Raw genomic sequence first — 14,145 nt, 5'->3', positions numbered from 1 at the left:
GACATAAAGAATCAATATAATCACCCATTAGCTAGCAAATGAGAGATACTGCCAATTAGTCATTCTGTAAAATTAATAATAGTTTAGCAAAGATTAAATGTCTTCATCTGGAAGATTATGTTAGTATTGAATTATAAAAGAACGGGCAGAAGAGATTAATTATATGATTTTTCATTTTATACTGGGAGAGGATTTCATTGGCTGCTTCGATTTATATGGTCCGTCACGCAAAGTCTCCATTTAAATTTGGAGAAGAAAGAACACGTAAATTATCAGAAGAAGGGGAATTGGGCGCGAAAAAAGTAACCGAAATATTAAGCAATAAGGAAATTGGTCTGATTGTATCAAGCACTTATACAAGGGCAGTTCAAACTGTACAAGAATTGGCAGAACATAGAGGGCTAAATGTGATAGAATACGAAGAATTAAAAGAACGCCCAATAAAAGGGTTAGATTATCAACTCTCTGAAAAAGAGATAACAGAAGCGATAAAGTTATCTTTTGAAAATAAAAACTATTGTTTGCAAGGCGGAGAATCGACACTTGCCGCTCAAAAACGCGCCATCCCTATCATCTTGAAATTATTAAAGGAACACCAGGGAAAAAATATAGTCATAGGAACACACGGAAATATTATGACAATCATTATGAATTATTTTAATGACAGTTATGGATATGAATTTTGGAAAAGTACCTCAAAGCCTGATATATATAGATTGGATTTTGACAATAAGTGTAGTTTGTTAGAAGTGGAGCGGATATGGAGTTAATTGAATGTATAGAGGTTGAAATACCAGTTGACTCCATGCTGAAGCAACAGGTAAGTCACAAAGTATCTCTATAAAGGAGGAATTTTGCATGCCAACTTTGATTATTTGGATTGTTGCAGGAATATCATGGGTAGGATTAGGCTATGCAGTCTATAGCTTATTTGCAAAAAAATCGACAGGTTTATATATTTCCGCGGTTGTCCATATAGTGGGATTTTTATCCGTTTTTTTGATTGATACTTTAATAGGTGTTTGTATATTGGGGTTAGCTTTTCTCGAATTAATTACTGGAATTATCCTAAGCAAATCCCGGACTCTCAGAAAGACGATTCATATCACAAATATTATATTACTTGCCGGTCTGTTAGTAGTAGGGTTTTTTGCATTTTTCGGACTGCATTTTGTTGGTCAAGAAGATCCTTATACAGCGGAACACACACATATTATGCTCCTATACGTGATATGGGGAATCAGTTACTACCTGCAATTAAGACAATCAGCGATGGTGAATTTTATCATAATTCTAGTTGTCTCCTTAATCATTCAGGCACTGAACATCTTCTATGGTTATTATGTGATTACATTTTTAGAGTCTTTCTTAGAATAGAGTATTCTGTTACTTGGAAAGTATCTTAGATCTTAGTGAACCAGAAAATTTCGAGAGGCTTTTGTTTCTCTTTAGAGCAAGCGCTTTATTGTGTGTCATTTCAAAGCAGAAAATGTTTATTTTATATGGTAGTCTCCCTGATCAAAAAGGATATCAAATTACTCAAAAATCCTAAATGAAGGGTCTGAAGAAAGTGACGAGAAAGAAAATTATAATCATGGCACTAATCTTAATACTTGTGGCAACCTTCTCTATCGGCTGGTCTGCTGTCAGAGCGAAAATGTATGACTTTAACCTTACTGAAGCATCTGAACTAACAGAAAATCATTCATATGAGATGATGACACCGACAAAGGTTCCTTTTAAAGAGATGAAAGTAACAGATCTTAATGTAGCAGAGGACAAACAGACAGCAGTCATTTCACTAATAAATGCAGACAAAAATATGTTAGATATTCAAATAACGAAAACAAAACCAGAGTATCCAGCAGATAAAAAGGAAACTGTTAAAATAGGCAATAACATCAGTGGAGAATTTATTCCAGATGATACGGGCAGAAGAATTCTAACCTGGCAAAAGGATGAACTTTATTATGAAATTATTTATTATTATAAACTCACTCCATCTGAGGTAAGTGAAACACAGTTAATCAAAATGGCAGCATCATTTAATTAGTTTAGCAGAAACTCTGGAGAATTAATTTATACATACATAACCCGAATAACGGAGTGATTTTATGAGACGCTATCTAATAATTCTTTTTCTGCCTGCTATATTAATAGGCTGTATTTCAAGTCCCGGACAAAATGAAGGTGGTTTATTGACCAAAGAACAGGTTTTAAAACTAAGCCCCGTTGCAGATATGTTTGAATGGGATGGAAAAGTATATAAATCAGGTATTGATTGGATCGAAGAGGAAGACTTAACAAAAGAAAAACAACTTGGAGAAATAGGTGAAGGGATGGCAACTAAATTACCTGTAGGTGCGAAAATTTTTGCACCAGAAGAAAGAAGGGATATTTTAATTGTGGAGCATGATGGCAAAGAAAAAAGGTATTTGCTGCAGACAGGGGAGTAATCCGGTCAAAATTTTTTAAGTAGTCAGGAGGGATAAACGCATGCCATTAGAACAGGAAGTCATCGGTCTGTTAATTGGCGGTTTTTCGATTGTGATGGGAATGGCATTTCTAGCTACCGTAATTCTATGGGTGAGATATAAAAATAATCATTCAGGATATATCTGGACCTTGTTGCATTTAATGTTTTTCTCTGTTGCCGTATATTTTCTCTTGCAAGCAATCTCTTTCGATTACGAACATCCAATGGCTTCAGAGGAAAATTCATTACAGATAGGTATAGCCGGAGTTGTGTGGGCAGTGAGTATGATTTGTTTTATGATCGGAATATATTCTTTTCAGAAGAGAAGTGCTAATTCCTGAATAGTTAGCACTTTTTTATCGTTATAATGTAACATATATATTGCTTTTTGTAATGTATATGTTACAATTTGTGTCAAGGAGGGATGATCTTATTTGAAAAATAATGTAAAAATCTACCGTGTCCAAGTTGATCTCACCCAACAGCAATTGGCTGATAAAGTAGGTGTTACCAGGCAAACGATCAGCTTGATTGAAAAAGGAAAATATAACCCAACTTTAAAATTGTGCCTGGAAATCTGTTATGCCGTGAATAAGTCATTAGATGAAGTATTCTGGGTGGAAAAGGAGAGTGATCATTGATGAAGAAAATAAGAGATGAACGCTTGCAATTGCAAAATTTGAAAAATATCCGCATCGCTTATTTTATTCAAACGCTTGGAATTCTGGGGATACTAGGTTACGACTTGGTAACAAAAGGGATAGACGGAATGAGGGAAAACCCGTTATGGATGGTATTTATTATCACGACCGTTATTGCTGCCTATTTATCAATGAATATTAGTGTAGACCATGAAAACAATAACAAATCTCCAAAGAAAAGTTTTGCTGTATCGTTAGGTGTGATTGTGATAATCTCCAGTGTTATCGGCATACTTGTATCCATAACAGACGGCTCTACGGCAGTAAATGGACTGCTTATTGGCGGGATTGTATTTATTTGCTTTTTGGTACCTGTGATTTATGTTTATTATTTAAGGGCAAAAAGAGGAGATTAAATTTAATGTGATAAATAAGAGGAAAATCTTTTAATAATGAGATAGTTGTCTAGGTTTCCGAAAATTTTTTTACAATTACGTGAGCTAAGATTATTTTAATATAGCCAACGGAAAGGATATATATGGAAAAATGGAAGGAGAGTGATAATAAACGCTGTTAAAGGTTGAGTATTTAATAAATTGAGGAGGGGGAATATGGAAACAATTAGAGAGCTTGGCTGGTTTTTATTGCTATTTATTTTAGTTATTGGATTTGTTGCTTGTATCTTTTATGTTGTCATTTCTCTCTTCAAAAAGTAGTTTTGATAATTACGGTAGCCTCATTTTAGGGAGAGATAAAAAATGGATTTATCATATGTGTTATTATTCATTTCAATCATTATCTTTTTAATTACCCCATTATTAACAAAAAACCTGGAAAGAAGAAAAGCTACAAACATACAAGTAACGGTTTCGACAATCATAGGTATCACACTTATCGTAGTTTGGTTAGTAACAAAATGAAAATAGCAAAAATCCTATAATAAAGTTATGAAATTGAATGCCTTAGAGAGTTATGCAGTTAAGAAAGGCTCATAGCATCAAAAGTGGCGAGCGTAGGGAAAGTTATGCAGTTATGAAAGGGTCATAGCATCAAAAGTGGTGAGCGTAGGGAGAGTTATGCAGTTAAGAAAGGGTCATAGCATCAAAACCGGCGAGCGTGAGGAGAGTTATGCAGTTATGAAAGGGTCATAGCGTCAAAACCGGCGAGCGTTAGGAGAGTTATGCAGTTAAGAAAGAGTCATAGCGTCAAAAGTGGCGAGCAGTAAGAGAGTTATGCAGTTATGAAGGTGCCAGGATATAAAATGAGTGAGTATCAGCGAAAAGAGGTATGGATTTGCTTACATTCGGAAAAAAAGAAGATGGAAAAGAATACATAGTAAGACCTGCTGTTTATTGTGTCCTATTCAATCAAACAGGACAAATAGCGCTTATCCAGAAAAGTGATGGTAATTATTTTCTCCCTGGTGGCGGAATGGAAGCTAATGAAATCCAGGAAGAATGCTTGAAAAGAGAAGTGATGGAAGAGTTGGGATCTGATATGGAGATAGGAGCTTATATAGGAGCTGCCAGGAACTACTTTTTTCTCCAAATGAGTTAACATATTACTTAAATGAAGGCGTTTTTTATTTAGGCAGGATTGGACAACAAATCAGGAAGTCAATGGAAGAAGCCCATCATCTAATCTGGATGGAACCAGCCGAAGCTATCGAGAAACTTTTGCACAAGCATCAGAGCTGGGCAGTTGCTGAGGCAATAAAATAATAGGAGTGAATGCGCCTGGAAGTTTCCAATTTTACCAGGCGAAAATGAAGTGATTTTCTCCCTCTAGGTGTCCATTTTCATATGATGGATGAGACCCGACATTCGAGCTGATAGCACCCACCCCAGATCAACCTGCCACCATATGGTTTAACTTCACAGCCGGATCTCAAGGGAACTTATGAAAAGCGATATAGTTAGGCTGTAATAAAATCCAGCCCGACATGTTCGGCTGTCAATAGATGGCAGCAAGTCCATAAAGAAATGAGTCATTCAATGCCTTCAACTTTGGGAGGAAAAAGAGATATGTAAAAATCAAGGAGAGTGACCTAAATGCTTGGGATAAATAAAGGTGAAGTAAGGTTAGCTGCTCCATCTATTGAATGGAAGGTGCTTTTCCAGAAAGAGAAGAAGCTACTGAACGAATTAATCGGTGCGCATATTAAGGACCTCCAGCATATTGGCAGTACTGCAATAGATGGAATCGATGCTAAGCCTGTGATTGATATGGTTGCGGGCGTTACTTCAATGGCTGACATCCAGAATTTTGACAAAGAAAAATTAAAGGCTAGCGGATATTATCATTTACACCGCGTGAAGATTGACGGAAAAGCAGTTTTTGCCAAGTTTTCTGATCTTAAGAATTTCACGAAAACACATATCCTTCATGTGGTCGAATATGAGGGAGATTGGTGGAGCCAGCATATCTTTTTCCGAGATTATTTGAATCAGCACCCGGAAGCCGCTAAGGAATATGAAGCAATGAAAAGAGATTTGGCGATGAAGTATCCTAATAACGAGAGCGTTTACACAGATGAGAAAAAACAGTTTGTTGATAAGATTTTAGCGAAGCGATAATAACTGGGGGAGTGGGGGAATGGAAACTATATAAATATATAATTAAGCAGGCCCATAAGCTGCATAGTGAGCAAAAGGATCATGGATTTATGAAAACAGCTCGACTGATTGGTGAAGTTATCGGAAATTTAGATCAATATTTTGGTGACGAGTTTTTTGAATATAGGGTGAGAAATTTAATCATGAATGGTGTTTTTGAAATAAGCGCAGTTCCGAAAGGGATGAGATTTTACAGTGTGAGGGTGAAGTCGGTGCTTTAATCATAGCTATTCTGTCATTTCATCAAAAAAATAAATACTCTAGCCTAGCAAGCATTCAGGTAGTGAGTGTACCAGCACCAAGCGGCTAGTCTTATTATATTGCCTATAGTCTGTATTATACTTTAAATTGGCAAAATGGTAACTAAATACGTTTATATTGGAAGGTTGCTTATAATTTGCTCTATAAACACAATTAGCCCCTCTTTTTTGAAATCATTCACTTTTAAAAAGGGTTTTATAAAAGTATACAGAATAATGTTATAGAAGCGAAATCGGGAAATGGAAACCATGAAATTATAATATAAAATGTATAGCATGATTCGTTTAAGGGGGGAATAAGGTGGAGATTGGAAAAGAATATTTGAGGGTTGTAATGGAAAGATTTATTAGTGTAAAAAGACTTGGAGATAAGACATTAAACCAATTATCGGATGAGGAAATACATTGGAATTATAATACCGAGTCCAACAGCGCAGCAATAATAGTAAAGCATCTAAGTGGAAATATGGTTTCAAGGTGGAGTAACTTTTTAACTTCAGATGGGGAAAAAGAATACAGAGATCGTGATGAAGAATTCGTAGATGATACAACTACGAAAGCCGAGTTAATTGCTGTTTGGGAAAAGGGTTGGAGAGTCCTAATTGAGACATTAACTGATTTAAGTGAGGCAGATCTATTAAAATATATTTTCATTCGTGGTGAAAAGCATTTGGTGTTAGAGGCAATCGAAAGACAAATGGCACATTACGCTTATCATGTTGGTCAAATTGTTTATGTAGGTAAACAGCTAAAGGATAATAATTGGAAGAGTCTCAGCATTCCTAAAGGGAAATCTGAAGAATATTTAAAGGAAATGCTTGAAAGGCACCAAGATAAATAGATTGAGGTTGTTGAACTAACAGAGGCTATAGTTCCTGTTAAGTTTTGCTAATGATCAGTGGCGGATTTAACCCCCCCACTGTCAAGTTCTCACTAGATTTACAAACTGTTTATTAAGAGCAGTCCAATAGAGGGGGAGGAAGTTTTATGCGTCAACCTGTAGAGATCAGACAAATGATACAGAGCGATATCGAACTGGTTTATAATGGATTGTCTGGTCATGATGTTAGCAAACCTCTGGATTACATTGAGAAATGTTGGAGGGAAAATCTTAGCCAAGAAAGAACAACATTTTTGGCTCTGGATAACAAAAGATTTGTTGGTTGGGGACATCTAGTTTACAAGTCAGAATACGCGTTTTTCATGGAAAATGGTGTCCCGGAGATTCAAAACTTTGATGTAATCCCGCCATATAGAAAACGTGGTGTGGGTTCAACGTTGATCGATACCATTGAAAGGTTTGCGTTTGATACATATGATGTCATTGGCATTGGGTTCGGATTGTATGCTGATTATGGTGCAGCACAAAGATTGTACATTAAACGTGGCTATATTCCTGATGGCAGAGGGATTATGTACAATAATTTACCTGTTGAACCTGGTAGCCTCATTCGGGCGGACGATGATTTAGCTTTGTTTCTAACCAAGCAAAAGCCAGAATAAGATCTTGATTTTTTTATGAATCAATCACATAGATCAATGTGATTTCCTGGCCATTGCCCGTTCTAATCATCGATTTCTTTTACTCTGCCAACTATACCACTTTCTAATCTTACTTTAATACCATGGGGGTGTGTGGCAGAATTGGTAAGAATATTTGATACAATACCTTCTGTTAATTTTCCAGAGCGTTGGTCCTGCTTTTGAACCACTCGCACTTTAGCGCCTATTTTAATATTTTTTCTTTCTGTTCCTGTCATTGTGGGGCTCCTTCACGATTTTTTAACATTATAACAGATTTTACAATCTCAATCCTCTCCAAAGAGTTAAATAAGCATCTAATAAGTAGCTAATTAAGAAAATCCGCTATATTAGGTCAATTTAAAAGAAAGACGTTAATGAACAAGCAACCTTGAAGCTCTCAATTTTAATTGTAAGATTGCCGCCGATAAGGTAATTCACAATTTTAGTTATGTTGAAAAAATTATGTCACCAATATCATTAGGTTCCTCGTTTGTAATTCTTGTTTCTATAACTGGCCCCGTTATAATAGAAATGAACAAATCATCAAGCTCTAGAACAATTGAAGTTAAGATTTCATTATGACTATCCTTAAACCCATATCCAATTACCTTATTTACTACATTATGTTGCACCGAAAAACTAGAACCCATTATAAGGTGTTTATGATACGGATTATCTATTTTTTCGTATTCAAGTGGTTCAGGCGTTTCTTGTTCTTTAAGTAACAGTATGTCATCTCCTGCGCTATCCTCCATCCAGTTCACCTTCCAATATTTTATGTCAGATGAATTGTCTCTTCTAAAGTATAATATTGGTTCAACAGAGTGAAGAATAAGATCTTTTTTCACTAGGTAAGTGTCAAGTTTATTTGCATAAATCCCTTCAAATAAATAACCTTTAACTTCCATAAAGCTCTCCCATGTTTGTTTTGCTATTCCCTCATTCATCGCTTATCGAATTAAAATATTCATAAAGCTTATCTGGATCTGTTGTCCTGAAAATTTCTTCTTCCTCGTCAAATAGTAATAAAACTGGATAATCCTCTAAATCCAGTGATTTTGTGAAATTATAATCATACATTTCTTTGTCACTTACATCAATAAATCTTATTGAAATCAAGGGAGAACCCTCTAATTTATCATTATTAATTTTGTATTGATTATCAAGCACTTTGCTTCTATATGACTCTTCCAAAGACATATGATAAAAAACGACCAATTTCTTTTTATATTCCTGGTCATCTGTTAAGTATTCAATTGCATCTTTTTCAGAATTACAACCAATTATTAGTATGACAGACAAGAAACTAACTAGTAAAAAACAATATTTTTTCATATTATCACTCCTGAAGTATGGTTAGAACAAGCATACATAATTTATGAATCAATAGTATCACATTAATGATTTGTGGCCGGAAATCGGAATATTCTGTTGATAATTCATTTAAATATATGTGACACAGTTCTGTTTTACCGGATATGAAAACGATTAATATATAGACTCAAGCGATTTTTCCTTATTTACATATAGTCTATAATATTCATTCTTAGTAGAAAAGGTTTTTAGGAAAAAGTATCGAATACATAGAGAGAATAATATTTAAAAGGGAGTGATAAGTCCTGAACATAACCACTAGCCCTCGTCTTTTGAACAAGGGCTAGTTACCTTTAGAATCTTCAGAAGTTAACGTTATTTTTTCTTCAAACAAGTCATCCTGATTTTCACCTTTCCATTGGATAATTACATAAATTTCCTCAATATCTTCGAAAGTAACAGGATCACCATTCTCATCTAATTCTTCTCTATTATTGGGAAATTCCCCTGTTGATTTACTGCTTATATCTAACTCATTTAAGTTATCTCCCTTAATTTTGCTGGAGCGGTGTTCTCGATGAATTTTCATATCCTTCCCCCACTTGAAGACGACATGAAACTCTGTCATGAGATAATCAGCATGATAAGTATCTTGATCTTTCATATGCATTATCCCTTCATATGTACGAAAAAGAATGGGACTAACTTTCACGCGATAATCTTCAATTTTCCAATACTCGCCTTCCCCATGGTAGGTACGAGTTATCTGATCTTCCGGAAGGTCCTCGTACAATTGTTCTTCTGCTTCCCTGATCCAATTGGCTATTTGAAATTTCTCCGCCAAATTATCTTCAGTTGCTGGAACAGAAATTAGCTTATCATTTAGTTTGTCTATTTGTTCCTGAGTTACTGATGATGTGATTTGAAGATTAGATTTATCTTCGAATGATACAAACAGCTCAGCTGTATCAGCTTTAATCTTATGTAATGGGTCTGTCCATTCATTAAAATTAGAAATGAAAAAGGACAAAAGATAGATAATTAATAAAATAATTTGGATTTTTACTCTTTTACTATTTATAGTTGATGGTTCAAATCTTATATATGTTTTTAAATAATCATCTAACTCCTTTGAGCTTTTTGGGATAATTACGGCTTCTTTGCCTGAGTAGATGAGAAAATAATAGGAGTCAGTTTCATATTTTCCAATAAAGTCATTCCATTGATACGTTTTTTTCTTAAGTGGAGATTTTACTGTCAGTCCATCCTCCTCCATAAATAGTTTATATTCCCCGAAGAAGTCTTCGCGTTCTAATTGGCGTCTTACATTATTAGACTTTATAAAATACATAAAGCCTATGAAGAGAGGGGAAATACTTGCAGCCCAAAAAAATGTATGAAACAAACCGTATATAATTATTAATGGAATGGGTAGATCCATTCGGTATGCAGTTAGTGAAAACAAAAAAAACGAACTGATCGTAATTAAAACATAAGTGTTTCTGTTATAACGTTTTATGGTAGAGGAAAACTCTTTTGCATGTTTTTGTAAGTTCCATAAATCTGTTGGTTTCAACTCATAAGTAAATTCCAAAGTTTTCACCCTCTCCTAAGTTAATATTTATTACTTGAAAATTTTAACATTTTTATCTCGTTTTGTATACGTGCTGTTAACATTTTAGATGCAGTTAAAAGTGATCCTGAAACAGCAGTAACCACTTTTCTTTCTTATCAAGTGGATATTTATGTTAAAATAATACTGACATATTTAATCAGAATTGGATATTTCCACACAGACATTGATAGCGTTAAAGAAATTCCTTGTTAACGGTAAGGAGGAGCAACATGCACGAGACACATTGGGATATAGAACAAGTGAAGCGATTGAAAAAGAGGCAGTTAATCCAATTCAATATGATTATGCTGTTAATCTTTGTTTTATTTGCATTCCTTATCAAGAGCGGAGGATCAGCATCCCTCTTTTTTGGAACGTGTTGTCTGATTATTTCGATTGTGGCAGCTGCCAGTTTATATAAACTAACGACAGGAAAGATGGTAGGAACAAAGACAAACAGATTGGTACAGGAGTTTGAGAGAGATAGACTGGGTGAGAAGGTTTGGAGGCGTAGAACAACATTAGGGGCTGTCATTTTTTTGATTTTAATTGTTATCTTAACTATACTCTATTTTTCTATGGATTTTGATTCTGTAAATTTCGACTTTCCGATAGATTTAATGCCCTTTTGTGGTGTTTGGGTTGGCCATAATATAGGAGAAACTGTAAGAATAAATAACTTATAAATTGTTCTGTTTTACTATGTAAAAATTTTTTTAGAATGGAATCATTAAAACAACAAAGGAAGTGTACATTATATGAAAAGAATTTTGATCGTTATAATCTCAATACTATTCGTACTGACCGCCTGTTCCGATCCTTCTGAAGAACCACCCGATCAATCAGCTTCCCTAAATCAACAGGAAGAAAATAAAGCCGAGTCTCCAGCCACATCCAATGCAGGCAACAGTTATGAAGAAACGGCAGACGAATCAACACCGGCGGAAACAAATGATCAGTCCACAGACTTTAACATTGTCACATATTTAAAGGAAAACTACCCAATCGAGAATACGCATTATGAAATTGAAGAATGGGAAAGCGACACGGAAATAACGGACTTTACTGTTAACATTATTCCGCAAACAAAACAATATGGCCAGGAGATCAATGAAATTTTTCAAAACAGTGCACCTTATGAGGACAACAGAACTAAAACCATGTTTGACACTGCTGAGCAAATAATGAATGAATTACCCAAAGTGAACGAAAAAGTACATATTGACTCTGTGAATTGGGTTTCTAATATTGATGATTTTTCCGTCAGTTTAATACAAGATTATGAAAATAGTAACGTAAATGCTGGTGATAAGGAGGACAAAGAAACACTGTCTGACTTTTCCAGTGAACAAATTGAATATGCCAGAGTATGGCTGCAGCTTGGCCCTAATCAGGAGATTGATGAATTAAATGTCCGTCATATTAAAGCAGGTGAACCACTGAATCCAACTGATGACAATAGTGCTGTCTATCCGGAAGATGTAATCCAATTAGCTGGTTCCAGGCTGGTAGATGGATCAGTAACATACAGCGGGAATGGTGATGGAACGATTAATGTCTATAATGTTCCTCTGCGCTGGGATGGTGATTACTCTTTAGTTGATGAAAGTTTTTACACTGATATTATCGATAATACAGAGCTAGTCTATGTTGATCCGGGTGAAGATGAGAAAGTTATTGAATTAATTCATTTGCTGCATATTCATTCATAAGCGAGCCAACTAGAAAGATTGAAATTGCAATTAACAGGCTTGAAGAAAATTAGTGAATACTTGTAGGATAGATTTAAAAAAACAGCTAAGGGAGGGGTATACACAGAACGAATATCTGTGTATAAGAATATGAAGAAAATTGTTTATACGATTCTGTTATCTTGTCTTATTCTATTGATTGGCTGAAATGAGAATGATGACACTTCTGCAGACAAAGAAGAACATACTTCAGATGATAAAGAGGTAGCAAAACAAGAACAAGAACCCGAAGAGTCAGGGGATTCGATAGGATTTGACCAATTTGATTTCGCGCCTGACGATACCATTGCCTGGATGACTGCCGAGCCGGGAGAATATGGTGGGGCTAATTTCGATGAAGAAGCAGTAAAGGCAGTGATCGATACCTGGCCGGAAGGGCTTGAACCGGAAGAATATTTTCGTGGAATTGTAGGACTGACAGCCGGCGATTATCGTAAATATCAGGAATTCCTCGATACGGTAGAGGTAGAGTTTGAAGGTATTACAGCAGCACCTGACGGGGAGCCTGGAGAAGACGGAGCAGCAGACATGCCGGAGTTGAATGTGCAAATTCTTCTGGATGCTAGTGGAAGTATGGCGGCAGAGGTGGATGGAAAGATAAAAATGGATTTGGCAAAAGACGCCATTGCTGATTTTGCAAAGAATCTGCCGGAACATGCCAATGTCTCTTTGCGTGTATACGGACATATCGGATCCAGTCAGGCGGAAGGGAAAGAGAAATCCTGCGCTACCACAGAGGAAGTATATGCTCTGGGGGAATACAATGAGGATAACTGTACGAAGTCTTTGGAGAAGTTCTCTCCTACGGGATATACCCCGCTCGCGCTTGCAATTGAAGACGCAGCAAAAGACATGGAAAAGCTTAAAGGAAATGATGTGCGCAATATTGTTTACATAGTAAGTGACGGAAAGGAGACGTGCGGAGGGGATCCAATCGCCCAGGCAGAAGCGATGCATTCCTCTGATATTGGCGCTATTGTTAATATCATCGGTTTTGACATAGAGGAAGCGGAAAGAGATGCGCTGGAAGCAATCGCGGAAGCAGGAAATGGAGAATATTTTCATGCAGACACAGCCAAGGAATTGAAGGAGACCTTCGAGGAAGAGCGACTCGCCCTTATTAAGGCATGGGGTGAATGGATCCATGATAATGTTACAAGCAACTATGAACAAGTTAGTGAATATATAGATCCTTCCTATGAATTGTCATCAGAGGCATCAGACCTGAGCCGAGAGGAAGAAAGCCGACAGAAAGATCTCACAAGATATATGGAGGAGACGATGGAAGAGGTGGATGCGATCGGAATTCGATCACTGATCACTGATCGTTCCTTGGACATGCGGGAATATATACGTATGGAGTTTCTGGACATACGCCAGGAAGCCCGTGAAGAAGGTCTGGAAATCAGACAAGAAGTACGGGAGCGGGGGCTGGAAGAGAGACAGGAATTAAGGGATATGGATTAACCATTTCTTGATGAAAAAACTTTTACGAGTGTCAATGAAATACTGACTTAAACAATTACAACAAAGAAGGAGGCATTTTAATCAATTTAATTTGAAATGTCTCCTTTTTTTAATAGCCTTTCAAAATGGAAAATGGTTAGGGAAAGATGCAGTTATGAGAGTATCACAGCTGCATAAGGAAAATGCCTTTAGGGGGAAGCAGAAATGTTAAAAAGAAAATTCGCAGACCGATCGGGTTGGATGCGGGTAACAGAAAGAAAATATGCGCAATCTTATCTTGAAACAGAAGAATTTAAAGGATATATCACGTTATTACATACGATAAAAGTAACAGAACCATTATCCCTTCGTTATGATGAGAAAGATGTGTGCATTGTGGATAATGGTTATATGTGGCTGCAGCAGTGTGACTGCTAAACTAAAGTAGACAGTTTTCGCTAGATAAGAAGAAACACTTATTTACCCAAATATACCAGTAAAAT

Annotated in this window: 20 protein-coding genes and 1 pseudogene; 17 read left to right on the top strand and 4 right to left on the bottom strand. The window is 36.0% G+C overall.

Annotated elements, in window-relative coordinates:
* Nucleotides 1-197 precede the first annotated feature (197 nt).
* The 13 genes and pseudogenes from F9U64_RS20895 to F9U64_RS20835 all read left to right on the top strand — a co-directional run bounded on the left by F9U64_RS20895 (nt 198) and on the right by F9U64_RS20835 (nt 7,495).
* Nucleotides 198-770: a histidine phosphatase family protein gene (locus F9U64_RS20895; RefSeq protein WP_153406835.1), complete on the top strand. Its 573-nt coding sequence runs from the start codon at nt 198-200 to the stop codon at nt 768-770.
* Nucleotides 771-858: 88 nt separating this feature from the next.
* Nucleotides 859-1,377, top strand: a complete 519-nt coding sequence (locus F9U64_RS20890; RefSeq protein WP_153406834.1) for a hypothetical protein — start codon at nt 859-861, stop codon at nt 1,375-1,377.
* 193 nt (nt 1,378-1,570) lie between these two features.
* Nucleotides 1,571-2,053, top strand: coding sequence for a hypothetical protein (locus tag F9U64_RS20885; RefSeq protein WP_153406833.1), 483 nt, complete (start codon nt 1,571-1,573; stop codon nt 2,051-2,053).
* A 61-nt stretch (nt 2,054-2,114) separates the two neighbouring features.
* A complete protein-coding gene (locus F9U64_RS20880; RefSeq protein WP_153406832.1) occupies nt 2,115-2,456 on the top strand; it encodes a hypothetical protein in 342 nt (113 codons plus the stop codon).
* A gap of 40 nt (nt 2,457-2,496) precedes the next feature.
* Nucleotides 2,497-2,817 (top strand): hypothetical protein, encoded by a 321-nt coding sequence (locus F9U64_RS20875; RefSeq protein ID WP_228275826.1) that lies wholly within the window; start codon nt 2,497-2,499, stop codon nt 2,815-2,817.
* Between the two features lie 93 nt (nt 2,818-2,910).
* On the top strand, nt 2,911-3,117 hold the full coding sequence (locus F9U64_RS20870) for a helix-turn-helix transcriptional regulator (RefSeq protein ID WP_153406831.1): 207 nt from the start codon (nt 2,911-2,913) through the stop codon (nt 3,115-3,117).
* Nucleotides 3,117-3,533, top strand: a complete 417-nt coding sequence (locus F9U64_RS20865; RefSeq protein WP_153406830.1) for a hypothetical protein — start codon at nt 3,117-3,119, stop codon at nt 3,531-3,533. The genes F9U64_RS20870 and F9U64_RS20865 overlap by 1 nt, the downstream gene beginning before the upstream one ends.
* Nucleotides 3,534-3,875: 342 nt before the next feature.
* A complete protein-coding gene (locus F9U64_RS20860; RefSeq protein ID WP_153406829.1) occupies nt 3,876-4,037 on the top strand; it encodes a hypothetical protein in 162 nt (53 codons plus the stop codon).
* Between the two features lie 367 nt (nt 4,038-4,404).
* A pseudogene (locus F9U64_RS20855) lies at nt 4,405-4,838 on the top strand (NUDIX hydrolase).
* A gap of 330 nt (nt 4,839-5,168) precedes the next feature.
* Nucleotides 5,169-5,693: a GrpB family protein gene (locus F9U64_RS20850; RefSeq protein ID WP_153406828.1), complete on the top strand. Its 525-nt coding sequence runs from the start codon at nt 5,169-5,171 to the stop codon at nt 5,691-5,693.
* 11 nt (nt 5,694-5,704) lie between these two features.
* Nucleotides 5,705-5,953 (top strand): DUF3658 domain-containing protein, encoded by a 249-nt coding sequence (locus tag F9U64_RS20845; RefSeq protein ID WP_228275825.1) that lies wholly within the window; start codon nt 5,705-5,707, stop codon nt 5,951-5,953.
* A gap of 340 nt (nt 5,954-6,293) precedes the next feature.
* Nucleotides 6,294-6,833, top strand: coding sequence for a DUF1572 domain-containing protein (locus tag F9U64_RS20840; protein ID WP_153406826.1), 540 nt, complete (start codon nt 6,294-6,296; stop codon nt 6,831-6,833).
* Between the two features lie 146 nt (nt 6,834-6,979).
* On the top strand, nt 6,980-7,495 hold the full coding sequence (locus F9U64_RS20835) for a GNAT family N-acetyltransferase (RefSeq protein ID WP_153406825.1): 516 nt from the start codon (nt 6,980-6,982) through the stop codon (nt 7,493-7,495).
* A 62-nt stretch (nt 7,496-7,557) separates the two neighbouring features.
* Here the strand turns inward: F9U64_RS20835 and F9U64_RS20830 are convergent, their stop codons facing one another.
* The 4 genes from F9U64_RS20830 to F9U64_RS20815 form a co-directional block, all read right to left on the bottom strand.
* The gene (locus tag F9U64_RS20830) at nt 7,558-7,752 is read right to left on the bottom strand and encodes a YwbE family protein (protein ID WP_153406824.1); all 195 of its coding nucleotides are present in this window, start codon (nt 7,750-7,752) and stop codon (nt 7,558-7,560) included.
* A 210-nt stretch (nt 7,753-7,962) separates the two neighbouring features.
* On the bottom strand, nt 7,963-8,424 hold the full coding sequence (locus F9U64_RS20825; protein WP_153406823.1) for a hypothetical protein: 462 nt from the start codon (nt 8,422-8,424) through the stop codon (nt 7,963-7,965).
* 31 nt (nt 8,425-8,455) lie between these two features.
* Entirely contained in the window at nt 8,456-8,851 is a 396-nt protein-coding gene (locus tag F9U64_RS20820; protein ID WP_153406822.1) for a hypothetical protein, read from the bottom strand.
* Nucleotides 8,852-9,173: 322 nt separating this feature from the next.
* On the bottom strand, nt 9,174-10,424 hold the full coding sequence (locus tag F9U64_RS20815) for a YcxB family protein (RefSeq protein WP_153406821.1): 1,251 nt from the start codon (nt 10,422-10,424) through the stop codon (nt 9,174-9,176).
* Between the two features lie 251 nt (nt 10,425-10,675).
* Between F9U64_RS20815 and F9U64_RS20810 the strand changes: the two genes are divergently transcribed.
* From F9U64_RS20810 to F9U64_RS20795, 4 genes are all read left to right on the top strand, one after another.
* Entirely contained in the window at nt 10,676-11,131 is a 456-nt protein-coding gene (locus F9U64_RS20810) for a hypothetical protein (RefSeq protein WP_153406820.1), read from the top strand.
* A gap of 72 nt (nt 11,132-11,203) precedes the next feature.
* Nucleotides 11,204-12,157, top strand: a complete 954-nt coding sequence (locus tag F9U64_RS23630; RefSeq protein ID WP_407647352.1) for a hypothetical protein — start codon at nt 11,204-11,206, stop codon at nt 12,155-12,157.
* 333 nt (nt 12,158-12,490) lie between these two features.
* Nucleotides 12,491-13,663, top strand: coding sequence for a vWA domain-containing protein (locus F9U64_RS20800; protein WP_153406819.1), 1,173 nt, complete (start codon nt 12,491-12,493; stop codon nt 13,661-13,663).
* 204 nt (nt 13,664-13,867) lie between these two features.
* Nucleotides 13,868-14,080: a hypothetical protein gene (locus tag F9U64_RS20795; protein WP_153406818.1), complete on the top strand. Its 213-nt coding sequence runs from the start codon at nt 13,868-13,870 to the stop codon at nt 14,078-14,080.
* The last annotated feature ends 65 nt before the right edge of the window (nt 14,081-14,145 follow it).

Origin of the sequence: Gracilibacillus oryzae (assembly GCF_009498735.1) — a bacterium.
GTDB classification, from domain to species: Bacteria; Bacillota; Bacilli; order Bacillales; family Amphibacillaceae; genus Gracilibacillus; species Gracilibacillus oryzae.
The sequence above is the reverse complement of the archived record's forward strand: the minus strand, read 5'-3'. Positions and strand labels throughout refer to the sequence as shown.

Excerpts from the sequence above, each read along its gene's own strand:
- F9U64_RS20820 (WP_153406822.1), bottom strand. The coding sequence starts at position 8,851 with ATGAAAAAATATTGTTTTTTACTAGTTAGTTTCTTGTCTGTCATACTA.
- F9U64_RS20850 (WP_153406828.1), top strand. The coding sequence starts at position 5,169 with ATGCTTGGGATAAATAAAGGTGAAGTAAGGTTAGCTGCTCCATCTATT.
- F9U64_RS20860 (WP_153406829.1), top strand. The coding sequence starts at position 3,876 with ATGGATTTATCATATGTGTTATTATTCATTTCAATCATTATCTTTTTA.
- F9U64_RS20835 (WP_153406825.1), top strand. The coding sequence starts at position 6,980 with ATGCGTCAACCTGTAGAGATCAGACAAATGATACAGAGCGATATCGAA.
- F9U64_RS20865 (WP_153406830.1), top strand. The coding sequence starts at position 3,117 with ATGAAGAAAATAAGAGATGAACGCTTGCAATTGCAAAATTTGAAAAAT.
- F9U64_RS20830 (WP_153406824.1), bottom strand. The coding sequence starts at position 7,752 with ATGACAGGAACAGAAAGAAAAAATATTAAAATAGGCGCTAAAGTGCGA.
- F9U64_RS20825 (WP_153406823.1), bottom strand. The coding sequence starts at position 8,424 with ATGGAAGTTAAAGGTTATTTATTTGAAGGGATTTATGCAAATAAACTT.
- F9U64_RS20800 (WP_153406819.1), top strand. The coding sequence starts at position 12,491 with ATGACTGCCGAGCCGGGAGAATATGGTGGGGCTAATTTCGATGAAGAA.
- F9U64_RS20810 (WP_153406820.1), top strand. The coding sequence starts at position 10,676 with ATGCACGAGACACATTGGGATATAGAACAAGTGAAGCGATTGAAAAAG.
- F9U64_RS23630 (WP_407647352.1), top strand. The coding sequence starts at position 11,204 with ATGAAAAGAATTTTGATCGTTATAATCTCAATACTATTCGTACTGACC.
- F9U64_RS20890 (WP_153406834.1), top strand. The coding sequence starts at position 859 with ATGCCAACTTTGATTATTTGGATTGTTGCAGGAATATCATGGGTAGGA.
- F9U64_RS20875 (WP_228275826.1), top strand. The coding sequence starts at position 2,497 with ATGCCATTAGAACAGGAAGTCATCGGTCTGTTAATTGGCGGTTTTTCG.
- F9U64_RS20880 (WP_153406832.1), top strand. The coding sequence starts at position 2,115 with ATGAGACGCTATCTAATAATTCTTTTTCTGCCTGCTATATTAATAGGC.
- F9U64_RS20795 (WP_153406818.1), top strand. The coding sequence starts at position 13,868 with ATGTTAAAAAGAAAATTCGCAGACCGATCGGGTTGGATGCGGGTAACA.